General features: G+C 67.1%; 16 protein-coding genes. 8 read left to right on the forward strand and 8 right to left on the reverse strand.

Annotation, left to right across the window (positions count from 1 at the left end; all coding sequences use genetic code 11):
- Positions 1-37 precede the first annotated feature (37 nt).
- Genes LQ954_RS11360 through LQ954_RS11380 form a run of 5 tightly spaced genes read right to left on the reverse strand, consistent with a single transcriptional unit; the run spans position 38 to position 3,756 of the window.
- Positions 38-1,108 (reverse strand): cell envelope biogenesis protein TolA, encoded by a 1,071-nt coding sequence (locus LQ954_RS11360; RefSeq protein WP_231023213.1) that lies wholly within the window; start codon positions 1,106-1,108, stop codon positions 38-40.
- A 5-nt stretch (positions 1,109-1,113) separates the two neighbouring features.
- Entirely contained in the window at positions 1,114-1,545 is a 432-nt protein-coding gene (tolR, locus tag LQ954_RS11365; protein WP_231023215.1) for a protein TolR, read from the reverse strand.
- Between the two features lie 44 nt (positions 1,546-1,589).
- On the reverse strand, positions 1,590-2,282 hold the full coding sequence (tolQ, locus tag LQ954_RS11370) for a protein TolQ (RefSeq protein ID WP_227771955.1): 693 nt from the start codon (positions 2,280-2,282) through the stop codon (positions 1,590-1,592).
- Positions 2,279-2,746: a tol-pal system-associated acyl-CoA thioesterase gene (ybgC, locus tag LQ954_RS11375; RefSeq protein ID WP_321576558.1), complete on the reverse strand. Its 468-nt coding sequence runs from the start codon at positions 2,744-2,746 to the stop codon at positions 2,279-2,281. Before ybgC ends, tolQ begins: the two co-directional genes overlap by 4 nt.
- A gap of 56 nt (positions 2,747-2,802) precedes the next feature.
- A complete protein-coding gene (locus LQ954_RS11380; protein WP_231023216.1) occupies positions 2,803-3,756 on the reverse strand; it encodes a hypothetical protein in 954 nt (317 codons plus the stop codon).
- Between LQ954_RS11380 and glsA the strand changes: the two genes are divergently transcribed.
- Complete coding sequence (glsA, locus tag LQ954_RS11385) at positions 3,755-4,918, forward strand: glutaminase A (RefSeq protein ID WP_231023217.1); 1,164 nt, start codon at positions 3,755-3,757, stop codon at positions 4,916-4,918. The genes LQ954_RS11380 and glsA overlap by 2 nt on opposite strands.
- A 49-nt stretch (positions 4,919-4,967) precedes the next feature.
- On the opposite strand, the gene LQ954_RS11390 is transcribed toward glsA, so the two are convergent.
- Positions 4,968-5,954, reverse strand: a complete 987-nt coding sequence (locus LQ954_RS11390) for an NAD(P)H-dependent flavin oxidoreductase (protein ID WP_443026627.1) — start codon at positions 5,952-5,954, stop codon at positions 4,968-4,970.
- 89 nt (positions 5,955-6,043) lie between these two features.
- On the opposite strand from LQ954_RS11390, the gene LQ954_RS11395 reads away from it, so the two are divergent.
- Together LQ954_RS11395 and LQ954_RS11400 are read left to right on the forward strand one after the other, a co-directional pair.
- A complete protein-coding gene (locus tag LQ954_RS11395; protein WP_231023219.1) occupies positions 6,044-6,460 on the forward strand; it encodes a secondary thiamine-phosphate synthase enzyme YjbQ in 417 nt (138 codons plus the stop codon).
- A 5-nt stretch (positions 6,461-6,465) separates the two neighbouring features.
- Complete coding sequence (locus tag LQ954_RS11400; RefSeq protein ID WP_231023393.1) at positions 6,466-7,947, forward strand: ABC1 kinase family protein; 1,482 nt, start codon at positions 6,466-6,468, stop codon at positions 7,945-7,947.
- Positions 7,948-7,951: 4 nt separating this feature from the next.
- Here LQ954_RS11400 and LQ954_RS11405 read toward each other — a convergent pair whose 3' ends face one another.
- Entirely contained in the window at positions 7,952-9,223 is a 1,272-nt protein-coding gene (locus LQ954_RS11405) for an aspartate kinase (protein ID WP_231023220.1), read from the reverse strand.
- A 52-nt stretch (positions 9,224-9,275) separates the two neighbouring features.
- Between LQ954_RS11405 and ubiG the strand changes: the two genes are divergently transcribed.
- The 3 genes from ubiG (at position 9,276) to LQ954_RS11420 (ending at position 12,537) form a co-directional block, all read left to right on the forward strand.
- Positions 9,276-10,055: a bifunctional 2-polyprenyl-6-hydroxyphenol methylase/3-demethylubiquinol 3-O-methyltransferase UbiG gene (ubiG, locus tag LQ954_RS11410; RefSeq protein ID WP_269142286.1), complete on the forward strand. Its 780-nt coding sequence runs from the start codon at positions 9,276-9,278 to the stop codon at positions 10,053-10,055.
- 75 nt (positions 10,056-10,130) lie between these two features.
- Positions 10,131-12,209: a S9 family peptidase gene (locus LQ954_RS11415; RefSeq protein ID WP_231023222.1), complete on the forward strand. Its 2,079-nt coding sequence runs from the start codon at positions 10,131-10,133 to the stop codon at positions 12,207-12,209.
- A 121-nt stretch (positions 12,210-12,330) separates the two neighbouring features.
- Complete coding sequence (locus LQ954_RS11420) at positions 12,331-12,537, forward strand: hypothetical protein (RefSeq protein WP_227771962.1); 207 nt, start codon at positions 12,331-12,333, stop codon at positions 12,535-12,537.
- 119 nt (positions 12,538-12,656) lie between these two features.
- Here LQ954_RS11420 and LQ954_RS11425 read toward each other — a convergent pair whose 3' ends face one another.
- Positions 12,657-14,015: an NAD-dependent succinate-semialdehyde dehydrogenase gene (locus tag LQ954_RS11425; protein ID WP_231023223.1), complete on the reverse strand. Its 1,359-nt coding sequence runs from the start codon at positions 14,013-14,015 to the stop codon at positions 12,657-12,659.
- 70 nt (positions 14,016-14,085) lie between these two features.
- On the opposite strand from LQ954_RS11425, the gene LQ954_RS11430 reads away from it, so the two are divergent.
- Entirely contained in the window at positions 14,086-14,322 is a 237-nt protein-coding gene (locus LQ954_RS11430; RefSeq protein ID WP_231023225.1) for an exodeoxyribonuclease VII small subunit, read from the forward strand.
- Entirely contained in the window at positions 14,319-15,215 is an 897-nt protein-coding gene (locus LQ954_RS11435) for a polyprenyl synthetase family protein (RefSeq protein WP_231023226.1), read from the forward strand. The genes LQ954_RS11430 and LQ954_RS11435 overlap by 4 nt, the downstream gene beginning before the upstream one ends.
- The last annotated feature ends 1 nt before the right edge of the window (position 15,216 follow it).

The raw sequence follows: 15,216 nt of genomic DNA on the forward strand, positions 1-15,216 counted from the left end.
CGGATCGGCCCCGCGCGACACGCGTATCAGGCAAACGTCACCGCAGCTTCCACTTGAAGTTGATGTTGTTCCATCCGCCATTAGGCGTGTCGTAATATTCCGGCGGCAGTTTCAACGGGGAACACCCCTTGAACGCCGCGATGCCCAGATCCTTGACCCGTTGAGCGTAGCGCTCGTTCTGGGCGGTAACGCCGGTCTGGCGGACCACGGTCGGAGTAGCGGCAAGCGTGCCATTCTCGTTGAGGCGCAGGTTCAGCGTCGTCACGATCTCATTCGCGCCCGGGCCGGGGTCGACCTGACGATCCGCGCATGGCTGGATCTGACGTGCGATCGCCTGAACGATCGAGGCGAGCGCGGTTGCATCGATCTTTGCAGCGCGGGGCGTCTGGCTCCGGCTGGTCGAAGGTTCGGTCGTCAAGCCCTTCAGGAAATCATCGCCCAGCCGGCCGCCGCGCGGTTTCGTCGCCTTCGACTGGCTGTCCGATCCCGATCCACGCGCCTTGGCAGCTGCCGCGGCCTTGGCCTTGGCGTCCGCTGCGGCCTTCGCGCGCGCATCCGCCGCTGCCTTTGCCTTCGCCTCCGCTGCGGCCTTCGCCTTGGCAGCTGCAGCTTCCTTCGCGGCAGTTTCAGCCGCTGCGGCTTTCTTCGCCGCTTCGCGCTCGGCCGCCGGGTTCGGCCTCGGCTTTGGCTTGGGCTGCGGCTTCTCGTCCGGCTTGGGCGCAGGCTGCGGCTTGGGCGGCGCCGGCTTGGGCTTGGGCTCCTGCTTGGGCGCCGCCTTGGGTGCGGGCTTCGGCGGCTCAGGCTTTGGGGCTGGCGGCGGCGGCGCGGGTTCGGGCTCAGGCGCGGGCGCAGGTTCGGGCTCGGCCGGCGCGGGCGGCGCGGCATCGTCCGGCTCGCCAGTCTCGGGGGCGACCGACTGCGCCGGCTCCTCCACTGCTTGGGGCGCAGTCGCTTCCAGCCCCACGTCCTTCACCAGGCTGACGTCGATCGGCTGCTGTTTCAGCTTCTCTGGATTGGGGGTGGAGAGAAAGCCGACAGACAGCAGGCCGAACAGGATCAAATGCCCTGCGCCCGCTACTCCAAGCCCAACCTTTTCCGCCCGCTCCATCCGGGTTACTCGTCCCCGATCGTCACCAGCGCCACGCGGTTCAGCCCGGCACGGTTCAGTTCGCCCATCACGCGCATCACCCGCCCGTAATCGAGCGCACGGTCGGCACGAAGATACACCTGCGGCGGATCGCCTTCACCCGACTGCGCCGCGATCGCGTCGAGCCGAGCGGCCAGCGCGTCCTCAGACACTTCGTCCTTGGCGATGAAGATCCGGCCGTCCGCGTCAAGCGAGATCTCGGTCGGCTCCTTGTCCTGGTCCAGCGGCTTGGCGCGGCTGTCAGGCAGGTTCACCGGCACGCCGGCGGTCAGCAGCGGCGCGGTGACCATGAAGATGATCAGCAGCACGAGCATGACGTCGACCAGCGGCGTGACGTTGATGTCTGCCATCGGAGCGCGGCGCCCGCCGGATCGCTGTGAGGGAAGCTGCATCGCCATCGTTCAGCTCTTCGGAGCAACGATAGGAAGGCTCACCGGGCCGCTCACCGCTCGCGGTCCAGCTGACGCGACAGGGTTGCGTGGAACCCGTCGGCGAAGCGGTTCAGCCGCGCCTCGATCCGGTTGATGCCATGGCTGAAGCGATTGTACGCAATGACGGCCGGGATCGCTGCGAACAGGCCGATCGCAGTCGCGAAAAGTGCCTCGGCGATGCCGGGCGCCACTACCGCAAGGCTGGTGTTCTGCTGGCTGGCGATGCTGGTGAAGCTGCGCATGATGCCCCACACCGTCCCGAACAGGCCGACGAAGGGCGCCACCGATCCAACGGTCGCCAGCACGTTCAACCGATCGGACAGCTTGTCGATCTCGCTTGCGACCGCTGCGCCCATCGTGGTCGCCAAACGTTCGCGCGTACCCCCGCGATCGATCACGGCGCCCTGAGTGGAGCGGCGCCATTCGGCAACGCCGGCTGCGAACACACGCGCGCTCGGCAGATCCTCGTCAGCCCGCGTCTTGTAGAAGGCATCGATGTCATCGGCCTTCCAGAAATCGCGCTCGAACGTCTCGGTCGCGCGCCGGGTACGCCCCAGCTTGCGCCAGAACATAAAAATGATTGCCCAGGTCCAGATGCTTGCGGCGAGCAGGCCGAACATCACCAGCTTCACGACGATGTCGGCCTGCAGGAACAGCGCAACGGGTGAAAGCGTGGCAGCGTCGGTATTGAAGAACGGGTTCAAGGCCTCTTTTCCCCCTTGTCGACGAGAGCGGCAAAACGGTCGATCCAGTCGCGCGGTTGCCGCCGCGGCCGTCCAGATGGCGCCACGAGCGCCGCCACGACATCCGCCTCGGCCAGCACAAGCGTGTCGCGCATGACTCTCTGATGAATGGAAACACTCGCTGCGCCAACCGCCGTCACGCGCGTGCAGACAACCAGCGCATCGTCCAGCCGGGCGGGTGCTCGATAGCGGATGGCAAGGCTTGCCACAGCATAGGCACCGGTGCCCGTCTCGTGCGCGGCACGCTGGTCCACGCCGGCCAGCCGAAGCATGTCCGATCGGGCACGCTCCATGAAGCGCAGGTAATTGGCGTGATATACGACCCCGGACAGGTCCGTGTCCTCGAAATAGACGCGCACGGGCAAGCGATGCTCTACGCCGGCAAAGCGCCCTTCCAGAGGCTGGTCGGCTTGGCCGGTTTCCATTTCGCCGTTGTTAACCGAACGTTGCCGGCTCGGGTAGCCCCATGGGGCCGATCTGATCAGTCGCGGAGAACCGCGGCATCAACCTCGATCCAGGGCACCCGGCGCGCCACCGCCGGGGCGCGCGCGGCCGGCGGCGGTGCTGCCCGCGTGCCAACCGCAGCCGCAGGTTTATTGGCTGTCGATGACGGGCCCGCGGCAGCAAGCCGGGCCGCGTTCGGCCCCGCTGCGGCATTCGCCGGCCTTGTTCCGGCCGCCGCAGCCACGCCCGCCCCGGAAGCGACGCTTCGGGAGGGTACCGCGGCACTCGATGAGGTCGCAGGCGCCGGCAGCAGGCTGGGCCGCGCGACCGAGACAGAGGCGGGCGCGGTGGGCTGCATGACAACAGCCGTTGCGCGCGACACCGGTATCGCCGCGGCCGGTGCGCCGCCAACAACCGGGACCGAAACCGGCGCTGCGAGCGCAATCATCGGACGAGGCGCCAGCATTTCGGCAAATGGCGCATCAAGGGTCGGCAGCACAGCCGCGGCGAACGTCTGCAACTCACCGGGCGTCAGGCGCTCTGATTCGGCCAGCGTCGCTGCCGCGGCGGTGCAGAATGCCTCGCGCGCCTGCGCCTGCGAGAAGAAGTTGTAGAGCCTGGTCATCGCGTCGTCATAGCGATCCTGCCAGTCTCCCCCACCGGCGCGATACTGTTCGGAAAGCTGCGTCTGTGCGCTCGCCAATGTGGCTTTGTGCGTCGCCAGCATGGCATTGTAGCGTTGCACGATGGTCGCTTCCTGCGCCCCGCGGCAGGCGAGCGCCGCGACGTTCAGTGCCACCCGCATGTGCCATACCGTCGCCGCTGGAGAGAGCCCGCGGTTAATTGGCGTGATCGGGGGCGTGACGTGGACCGGAACAGCCGGAGGCTCAGGAGGCGGCACGACCACCGCCACTTCCTTTGGCCGGGAGGCGCAGGCAGCCACCGCAGCGATGGCTGCGACGGCGACGATGGCTTGCGTTACGCGTGACATGGCGGCTCCGTTCTCCCCCCGGCGCTACTGCCCGATGCTGTGCCGGCCGATGGGTGAATGCAAGGTAAAGGAACCCGATCCCTCCAATGATCCGGGATCCACTGGCACCGCGCTGATGCCGGTTCCTGCATGCGCCTCGCCGACAGGGCACCGAATCGGTGCAGGCGACGTTGTTGGCCCAACCCAGATCAAGATCGGAGACGGTATGACGCAGACCCCGGCGGTGGAAGAGTTGAACCAGATTGTGACGGACATCGCACGGGAGATCAGCGAGAACGCAGAGGAGATCGAGCGGGCTGCCGATGCCAAGGAGGAAGGGCTTTCCCCCGGCCCTTTCGGCATCGTCGTCACCACTGCGAAGGGCGAACTTTTGTCCGCGGGGGCGGCGAAAACCCTCTTTCCGCTACAGAGCATTGCCAAGGTTTTCGCCTTGGAGCTTGCCCTGTGCGCGATCGGGGATGATGTCTTCAAACGGGTGGGACGCGAACCGTCTGGTGATCCGTTCAACTCAATCGTGGATCTGGAGCGAACCGCAGGGGTGCCGCGCAACCCCTTCGTGAACGCAGGTGCCCTCGCGGTCGTGGATATCCTCGTCGAAGCTTTGGACGAGGATGCCCAGGCCAGTGCGGTGGTGAACTTCGTCCGCCAGCACAGCGGGCAGACAGTTATCGACCTGGATCAGGACGTGCTGGCGTCTGAGCACGAAGCCGGCGATCTCAACCGCGCCATGATGAGCTTCATGCGCCACCACGGCAATCTCCACTCGTCGGTGGACGAGGTGATGGAGGCCTATGTCAGGCAGTGCGCCATCATGCTGGATTGCGAGGGCCTGGCGCGAACGGGCCTGTTCCTCGCCCGTACCCGGCGCAATCCGGCCGACGAGGAAGCAGATGCGATTGCCCGGCGCATGCGCAAGCTGCTCGCCTTGATGATGACGTGCGGCCATTATGACGGGTCAGGAGATTTTGCGCTGCGTGTCGGGCTGCCGGCAAAGAGCGGCGTCGGCGGCGGAATCCTTGCCGTCGTTCCGGAAACCGCCGCGATCGCGGTGTGGTCACCTAATCTTGATCAGCACGGAAATTCGATGCTGGGCGTGCGCGCGCTTGAGATGCTGGCACACCGCACTGGCTGGTCCGTCTTTGGCCCGCCCATGATCGGCTGAACGGGCAACGCCCGCCCATGATCAGGCGGGCGTCGACGAGCGCTTGGAGCTATGCCGCGCGCTGCTCCAGCGCCTGCGCCGCCTCGGCTATCAGCGATGCGATGATGTCGGCCAGCGGCTCTTCCTTGGTGACCATGCCGACCGACTGGCCCGCCATCACGCTGCCATGCTCGACATCGCCGTCGATCACCGCGCGGCGCAGCGCACCGGCCCAATAATGCTCGATCTGCAGCTGCGCCTCGGCCATCGCGACCGCGCCTTCGTCCAGCGCCTGCGCCACTTCGCGCTGCTTGGCGGTGAACAGCTCGCCGCCGGCATTCTTCAGCGCGCGCACCGGGATCACCGGCAGCCGCGGGTCGATCTGCACGCTCGCCACCGCGTCGCGGGCAGAGGCGCGGATGAAGGCCTGCTTGAACTTGGGATGCGCGATCGATTCGGTCGCGCAGACGAAGCGCGTACCGAGCTGGACGCCCGCTGCACCCATGTCGAGATAGCCCGCGATCGCCTCGCCGCGCCCGATGCCGCCAGCGATGAACACCGGCACGTCATTGGCGATCGCCGGCAGGATCTCCTGCGCCAGCACGCTGGTCGAAACGGGGCCAATATGCCCGCCCGCTTCCGATCCCTCGATCACCAGCGCGTCGACGCCCGAGCGGATCAGCTTCTTCGCCAGCGCCAGCGTCGGTGCGAAGCAGATCACCTTGGCTCCGCTCGCCTTGATCGCCTCCAGCGAGCCCTTGGGCGGCAGCCCGCCCGCCAGCACGACATGACCAACCTCATGCTTCGCGCACACCTCGATCAGCGCCATCAGATCGGGGTGCATGGTGATCAGGTTCACGCCGAACGGCTTGTCGGTCAGCGCCTTGGTCGCGGCGATTTCCTTGTCGAGCAACTCGACCGTCATCGCCCCGCACGCAATCACGCCAAACCCGCCGGCGTTGGACATGGCGGCGACCAGATTGCGCTCGCTGACCCAGCTCATCGCGCCGGCCATGATGGCTACTTCGCTGCCGAGGAATACGGCGCCGCGCTCCATGCGGCGGGCGAGACGGGCGGAACCCGAACGGTCGATCGTGGTATCGTTCATCACCGCGCCGCTACACCGGTCGCGCGGCGGAGACAAACATGCGGCAACACGCCACCGAATTGATTGTTACCTCGCCCGGCCAGGGCCTTCACGAATTCACCCGCGATGTCACCGGCTGGGTCGCCTCGACCGGCATCGAACAGGGCCTCCTCACCCTCTTCATCCGCCACACCTCCGCCTCGCTGCTGATCCAGGAAAACGCCGCCCCCGCCGCGCGCCGCGACATGGAGCGCTTTCTCGCCCGCATCGCCCCTGAATCGCGTGATTACGAGCATGACGATGAAGGGCCGGACGACATGCCCGCGCACCTGCGCTCGGCGCTCACCGCCACCAGCCTCTCGATCCCAGTCGCGAATGGCCACCCGGTGCTCGGCACGTGGCAGGGCATCTACCTCTTCGAGCATCGCCGCGCGTCGCACCGCCGGCAGGTCGCGCTTCACCTGATCGGCGAGTGACGGCGATGCTGGGAACGCTGAAAGTCGCCGCCCGCGATCGCACCCGGCTGGGCGAAGTCGCCGCCGTCATGTCGCGCTTCGGCCTCGACGTGCTGCTCGCCCGCCTCGGCCTCGGCAGCGCGCAGGACGAGCCCGAGCCGTTCGACCTTCCCGACCGCACGCGCCGCGCGCTGGAGGCGCTCGGCCCCACCTGGGTGAAGCTCGGCCAGATCATGGCGACGCGCGCGGATATCCTGCCGCCCGAATGGATCGCCGCGTTCGAACAGCTGCAAAGCTCGGCCCCGCGCCTGCCCTTCGAGGACCTGCGCCCGGCGGTGGAGACCGCGCTCGGCGAGCCGCCCGAGACGGTGTTCGCCCAGTTCGATGCCGAACCGCTCGCCGCCGCCTCGATGGCGCAGGTCCACCGCGCAACGCTGCCCGATGGCACGGCCGTGGTGGTCAAGATCCGCCGCCCCGGCATCCGCCCGCGGATGGAGGCGGACTTGCGCCTGCTCGGCGAAGTCGCGCGCGTCATGGAACGCTCCAATGCGGAGGCCCGCCGCTTCGGCGCGACCAAGCTCATCCGCCAGCTCGGCAGCGCGATCCTGGGCGAACTCGATTTCGCCAACGAGGGCCGCAACGCCGATCTGCTGCGCGACGATTTCGCGCGCGACTCCCGCGTGCTGATCCCGCGCATCCACTGGGATTATACGTCCGAAGCGCTGATCGTGATGGACCACATCCCCGGCGTGCCGCCGCGCAACGCCCAGGTGCTGCGAGATGCCGGGATCGACCCCGCCGTGATCGCCGCCTCGGGCGCGGACATCGTGCTTCAGATGGCGCTCATCAACGGCCGCTTCCACGGCGATCCGCACCCCGGCAACCTCCTGTGCTTGCCCGGCAACCGCATCGGCATGATCGATTTCGGCCTCATCGGCCACGTCAGCCCGCGCCGGCGTGAGGAATTCATCGCCTTCGTCCAGGCACTGGTCACCGACGATCCCGCGCTCCTCGCCGAAACGCTCGCCCGCTGGGCCGAACTGGAACATCAGGTCCCGCGCTTCATGCCGATCGCGGAGGGGCTGGTGGTCCGCCACGGCCGCCGTCTGGTGCTGGCCGATCTCGTCGCCGACCTGTTCGGCACGCTGCGCGAGGAGAAGCTCGCCTTCCCGCCCGATCTGCTACTGCTGTTCAAGGCGCTGATCACATTGGACGGCGTGCTCGGCGCGATCGAGCCCGACTTCGATCTCGCCGCCGCGATGCGCCGGGCAAGCGGCCGGCTGGTGATGGAGCGGCTCTCGCCGGAACGCTGGTCACGCCGCGCCGCCGCCGTCGCACTGGAGGTCGATCGGCTGGGAGACGATCTCCCGCGTCTGATCCGCGCGCTCGTCCGCCGCGCGGAGGCCCCGCCAACGCCTGCCCCGGCGCAGCCGTTCGACAGCCGCATCCTCGCGGCGGCACTGATCGCTGCCGCGCTCATCGTCGCGGCGGCGATCATGCTGACCTAGCGGCTCAGGCGGCCTCGTCGGCGTCCAAGCCATAAGCGGTATGCAGCACGCGCACCGCCAGCTCGGTCTCGTCCTCGTTGATCAGCACGCTGACCTTGATCTCGCTGGTCGAGATCGCAAGGATGTTGATCCCGCGCGCGCCCAGCGTCGAGAACATCGTGCTCGCGACGCCCGCATGGCTGCGCATGCCGACGCCGACGACGCTGATCTTCGCCACGCGCGTGTCGTGCACCAGCTCCTCGAAGCCGATCGCCGCACGCGCCTGGTTCAGCGTCTCGATCGATCGCGCGAGGTCCGCCGCCGGCACGGTGAAGGTCACGTCCGTCGAGCCCGAGCCCCGCGCTCCGTGATCGTGCGCGATATTCTGGATGATCATGTCGACGTTGATGTTCGCCGCGGCCAGCGGCTCGAAGATCGCCGACACCGAACCCGGCTTGTCGGGCACTGCGGTCAGCGTGATCTTCGCTTCGTTCTTGTCGTGCGCGATGCCGGTGATCAGCTGGCGTTCCACGTCTTCAACCTCCTCTTCGCCCACGATCATCGTACCGGGCAGTGTATCCGCCATCGGCGCATCGTCGCCGGTGAACGACGAGAGCACCTGGACGCGGACGTTTTCCTTCATCGCCAGGCCCACCGAGCGCGTCTGCAGCACCTTGGCGCCGACGCTGGCGAGCTCAAGCATTTCCTCATACGTCACCTTGGCGAGCTTGCGCGCGCGCGGCACGATGCGCGGATCGGTGGTATAGACGCCGTCGACGTCGGTGTAGATGTCGCAGCGATCGGCCTTGATCGCCGCCGCCACCGCCACCGCCGACGTGTCGGAGCCGCCACGGCCCAGCGTCGTCACGCGCCCCTCATGCACGCCCTGGAAGCCCGGGATCACCGCCACTTCGCCCGCGCCCATGCTGGCGAGCAGTGCCTCCGAATCAATCGTTTCGATCCGCGCCTTGGCGAACGCGCCCGATGTGTTCACCGGCAGCTGCCAGCCAAGCCAGGACCGCGCCGGCACGCCGATCGCCTGCAGCGCAATCGCCAGCAGCCCGCTGGTGATCTGCTCGCCCGCGGAAACGACGACGTCATACTCCTTGGGATCGTATAGCGCGCTCGCCTCGCGGCAGAAGTTCACCAGCCGGTCGGTCTCGCCAGCCATGGCGGAAACCACCACCGCCACTTCGTTGCCGGCCGCCGCCTCGCGTTTCACCCGCGCGGCGACCGAGCGAATCCGCTCGATTCCAGCCATCGAGGTGCCGCCGAATTTCATGACGATGCGGGCCACGCGAATACTCTCGGAGCTTGGGGAAAACAGGCGCGCCTGATAGGAGCGGCCCATGGTGGACGCAACCGTAACAACCGATACCGCTCCGGCCAGCCCCGGCGACGCCGGCCTCGATCACGCGAGTATCGTCGCGACCGAGGCGGCGCATTTCGGCGCGATGGCGAAGGACTGGTGGGATCCGCGCGGTTCCTCGGCGATGCTCCACCGACTGAACCCGGTGCGGCTGCGCTACATCCGCGAACAGGCCGACCGGCACTTCGATCTCGATCCGGCGAGCTTCACGCCGCTTGCCGGCAAGACCGCGCTCGATGTCGGTTGCGGCGCCGGCCTGCTGGCGGAGCCGTTGAAGCGCCTTGGCGCCGCCGTCACCGCGATCGACGCCGCGCCCGAAAATATCGCGGTGGCGCGCGACCATGCGCACGCGAGCGGTCTCGTCATCGATTATCGCGCCGGCGGCGTGGAGGCAGTGGCGGGCGAGACGTTCGACCTCGTCACCTGCCTCGAGGTGATCGAGCATGTCGCCGATCCTGCGTCATTCGTCGCGGGCCTCGCAGGCGCGCTGGCGGAGGGCGGCCTGCTGATCCTCTCCACCCCCAATCGCACCCCACTGTCGCGCGTCGCGATGATCACACTAGCCGAGGGGACCGGCCGGATCCCGAAGGGCACGCATGATTGGGACAAGTTCCTGACGCCGGAGGAACTCACCGGACTGCTTGGCAAGGCCGGCCTTGCCGTTCGCGACACGCGCGGGCTCAGCTTCTCGCCGACCGCCGGCTTCACCCTCTCCGATTCGCTCGCGCTGAACTATTTGGTGACGGCCACCCGCGCCTGAGCCACCCCCTGCAATCCACCGCTTGCGCGCCACGCCCGATCGCGCTTCAACGCCGCATCCTCACCGGAGACGTTGATGCGCATCTTGTCCTTGCTTCTCGCCTGCACCGCCATCGCCGCCGCGCCCGCCGCGGCCCAGCAGCAGACCAACGCTGCCCCGGTCGACGGCCCCACCCGCACCTTCACCGGCGCTGATCTCTTCGGCCTCTCGATCGCCGCCGATCCGCAGATCAGCCCCGACGGCCGCACCATCGTCTACGTCCGCCGCACCGGCGACATCATGAGCGATCGGATGCAGTCCTCGCTGTGGCTGATCGATGTCGCGAGCGGCAAGCAATCGCCCTTCGCCACCAACGGCTCCAGTCCGCGCTGGTCGCCCGACGGCACGCGTATCGCCTATGTCGCCGCGGACGGCGATCGGGCGCAGCTGTTCGTCCGCTGGGTCGCCACCGGCGCCAGCACCCGAGTCACCAGCCTGCCCGGCGATCCCAACAGCCTCGCCTGGTCGCCCGACGGCAAGCGCATCGCCTATATCGCCACTGTTGCCGGCCAGCCGACCACGCTCGGCAAGGCACCCGCGAAGCCGGAGGGCGCGAAATGGGCCGAGCCGCTCGAGGTGATCGACCGCATCACCTATCGCAACGACGGTCCCGGCTATCGCAAGCCGGGCTACGACCATCTCTTCGTCGTCGCGGCGGAAGGCGGCGCGGCGCAGCAGCTCACCTTCGGCAAGTTCGACGACGGCGGCCCGCTGTCGTGGAGCGCCGACGGCCGCACCATCCTCTTCTCCGCCATCCGTGGGCCCGATGCCGAACGGCAGGTGATGAATTCCGAGGTGATCGCGGTCGATGCGACCACCGGCACGCTGCGCACGCTCACCAGCCGCGACGGCCCCGATGCTGCGCCGCGCTATTCGAACGACGGTAGTCGAATCGCCTGGATCGGCTTCGACGACAAGCGCCGCGCCTATACCAACGCCGAACTCTACGTCGGCGGCGCGGATGCGAGCGCGCCCCGCTCGCTCACCGCCTCGCTCGACCGCTCGATCGAGGATGCGCAATGGGCGGCGGACGGCCGTACGCTTTATGCCGCCTATGACGACAAGGGGCAGCGCAAGCTCGCCCGCATCGGACTCGACGGGCGCTCCACCGTGCTCGCCGACAATCTCGCCGGGGGCGGGCTCGATCGTCCCTACACCGGGGGCGACTTTTCCGTCTCGCGCGGCGGCACGATCGCCTACACCGGCGGCGACGCCTCGGCGCCGGCGGACGTGTGGGTGTGGAGCGGCGGCAAGGCGCGCCGGCTGACGAACCTCAACGCCGTGCTCACCGCCTCCAAGACGCTGGCACCAGTGCGCAAGATCCCGGTCACCGCGCCGGACGGTCGCCCGATCGACGCCTGGCTCGCCACCCCGCCGGGCTGGCAGCCGGGCACTCGCGTGCCGCTGATCCTCGAAATCCACGGTGGCCCGCATTCCGCCTACGGCCCGAGCTTCGCGACCGATGTCCAGCTCTACGCCTCGGGTGGCTATGCCGTGCTGTGGACCAACCCGCGCGGCTCGACCTCCTACGGCGCCGAATTCGCCAATCTGATCGACAAGAATTATCCCAGCGAGGATTACGACGATCTGATGGCGTCGGTGGATGCCGCCATCGCGGAAGGCATCGCCGATCCCAACAATCTGTTCGTCACCGGCGGCTCGGGCGGCGGCGTGCTCACCTCCTGGATCGTCGGCAAGACCAACCGGTTCAAGGCGGCCGCGACGCAAAAGCCGGTGATCAACTGGATCAGTGAGGCACTCACCATGGACAATACGCTGTTCACGTCGCGCTACTGGTTCTCCAAACTGCCATGGGAGGATCCCATGGGTTATTGGAACCGCTCGCCGCTCAGTCTCGTCGGCAACGTGAAGACGCCGACGCTAGTGGTGGTGGGTAGCGAGGATTACCGCACGCCCGTGAGCGAGAGTGAGCAATATTATGCCGCGCTCCAGATCGCCGGTGTGCCAACTGCCCTCGTGAAGGTGCCGGGCGCCAGCCATGGCGGCTTCACCAGTCGCCCGTCGCAATCCGCGGCGAAGGCGAGCGCAATCCTTGCCTGGTTCGATCGCTACCGCGGCGCCGCTCCAGCCGCGGCGGCAACGCCGACCAACTGAGCAATCGAACCTACTGCTGCCGCCGCGCCGGGTATTCCGTCGCGGCGGCACGTCAGTGCGCGGCAGTGTTACGGTTTGTGCCGGATTGCGCACGACTGATAGCCGGGATAGCGTCACCAACATGGTCAACCGTCGTCAGATCGCCCTAGCCGCTGGTGCGCTGTCGTTAACGGCGCTTGCCACCGTTGATCGGCCAAGCGCCGATGTACAGATTTTGACCCATGACAGTCGTGATGCCGCGCCGGCGCGCTTCCAGGCGGCTGTGGACCTGGGCGTTGCCAGCGCCTCCATTCTCGTGACGTGGACGGCCGAGCGCCTGGTGCGCTGAGCCTGAGCGGCTACACGGAAGCATCAGCGATCGTTCGCGCCCGATGGCCTCGAACGAACCCACCGCAAATTACCCGCAGGATCGCCCCTCCAGGCACGCGTGGCGCCCTTCGCCGCGCGTCAGTTGAACACCGTCTTCAAGTTCATGAATTCGTGAAGGCCGTAACTGCCCAACTCACGACCATGGCCTGATCGCTTGATGCCGCCAAACGGTGCTTCGGGCGTGGAGGCAAGCATCTTGTTCACCGCCATCATGCCCGAGGCGATATCGCGGGCGAAGCGCGCCTGCTCTTCCCGATCCTCGGTCCAGACCGAGGCGCCGAGACCGAACGGAACGTCGTTCGCCAGTGCGATTGCCGCATCCATGTCATTCGCGCGAAATACCATGGCGACCGGCCCGAACAATTCCTCCTGCGCAGCGGGATCGTCGATGGGGACGTCCACCAAGATTCCTGCCGACATGAAGGCGCCTTCCCCCGGCAACGCCTCGCCGCCGAACAGCAGGCGTCCACCCGCCTTCTGGATCCGGGCGAGCTGATCAACCACGGTCTGGCGCTGCTCCTCGCTGGACAGCGGACCCATCTGGGTTGCGTCATCCATCGGATCACCCGCCACCACCGCCTTCATCCCGGCGGCGAACTTCTCCAGAAAGGCGTCGTACACGTCGGTGTGCACAATCATCCTTTTGGCGCAAATGCAGGATTGCCCGGTGTTCTGGACGCGGGCTGTCACCGCCGCTTTGGCTGCGGCATCCAGCTCGGCAGACGGCATGACGATGAACGGATCGGAACCGCCAAGTTCCAAGACAACCTTTTTCAACGCAGCCCCCGCGGCCTCTGCCACTTTCGCGCCGGCCCCTTCGCTGCCCGTCAGGGTCACGGCCGCAATCCGGTCATCCGCGATCAGCCTCGCCACCTTGTCGCTCTTGATCGGAAGGTTCTGGAACAGGCCGGCAGGCGCACCGGCCGATCGAACGCGCTCTTCCATGGCGGCCGCGACGCCTTGGGAAACAGAGGCATGTTTCAGCAAACCGGTGTTACCGGCCATGATCGTGGGTGCAAGCCAGCGCACGACCTGCCAATAAGGGAAGTTCCACGGCATCACGGCCAACACAGGCCCGATTGGAAGATAGTGGGTGGTAGCCGTGCCGCCCGGCACCTTCATCTCGCGGGGGGCCAGCATCGCCGGCCCGTTTTCCGCATAATAGCGGAAAGCCGCGACGCACTTTTCCACCTCGGCGATCGCGGACTTCAGCGTTTTGCCCATCTCGCGAGTCGCGATCTCCGCCAAACGACGCTTGTCGGTCTCAAATGCTTCCGCGATCAGCTCCAGCAACTCGCATCGCGTCTCGTGATCCGTGATGCGCCACTCGTCCCACCCGGCGCGCGCTGCGTCGAGGCGCTCCTCGATCTCTTGGTCGTTCAGTTCAGGATAGCGAGCAAGTGGCTCGCCGGTGGCCGGGTTGATGGTTTGAAACATATTGCCTCAAACGATTGCTGAGCGGCGCGTATCCTTGACCCCTGGCGGTGGCGTGGCCCATAGCGCGCGCATGGACAATCCTGTGGAGAGCCTGACGTTCGAGGCCGCGCTCAAGGAACTCGAGTCGATCGTCGCACGCCTCGAGTCCGGGGACACCCCGCTGCAGGACGCAATCGAGCTCTACGAACGCGGCAATGTGCTGCGCGCGCGTTGCGCCGAACGGCTCGATGCCGCGCAAGCGCGCATTGAGGTAATCCGGCTCGACGCGGAAGGTCGCGCGACCAGCACGCCGTTCACCGCCGGATGAGTCCGTCCCCTGCGCTTGCAGCGGCACTGGCCGACACCGCGCGCGAGATCGATGCACGGTTCGACGCACTCCTGACGATCCCGGATGATCCGCGCGCGGATCTCTATCGTGCCATGCGGCACGCAGCGATCGATGGCGGCAAGCGGCTGCGTCCTTTGCTGGTTTTCGCCACAGCTCGGCTGTTCAACTGTGACATGGACTGCGCCGCGCGTGTCGCCACGGCTCTGGAGGCGATCCACGTCTATTCGCTGATCCATGATGATCTGCCGGCGATGGACGATGACGATCTGCGGCGCGGCCGGCCCACCGTTCACAAGCAGTTTGGCGAAGCAACCGCGATCCTGGCCGGCGACTGCCTGCATGCGCTGGCATTCGAGGTTCTCGCCGATCCGGCGACCCATCCCGATCCGTTCGTACGCGCGGAACTGGTGCTCGATCTTGCCCGTGCGGCCGGGCCCGCCGGTATGGCCGGCGGCCAAATGATGGACCTTGAGGCCGAGCGCGCGAGCTTTGATCTCACCACCGTTACGCGTCTGCAGGCGATGAAGACGGGGGCCCTGATCCTGGCAGCGGTGGAGGCAGGGGCGATCCTTGGCCGTGTGCCGCCGGAAGGTCGCGTTCACCTGCGTGGTTTTGCCCGGGATGTCGGCCTGGCCTTCCAGATCGTCGACGATCTCCTCGATGTGGAAGGCGACGAGGCGCTCGCCGGCAAGAAGCTGCGCAAGGATGCGGGCGCGGGCAAGGAAACCTTCGTCTCCTTGCTGGGCATTGAGCCGGCCCGCGAACGCTGCCGGTTGCTGGTCGATCAAGCGATCGCCCATCTTCGCCACTACGGGCCCGAGGCGGACCTGCTCCGCGACATCGCGCGCTTCGTGCTTCAAAGGGACCATTGAG

It is taken from the genome of Sphingomonas sp. IC-11, assembly GCF_021043365.1.
GTDB lineage: Bacteria > Pseudomonadota > Alphaproteobacteria > Sphingomonadales > Sphingomonadaceae > Sphingomonas.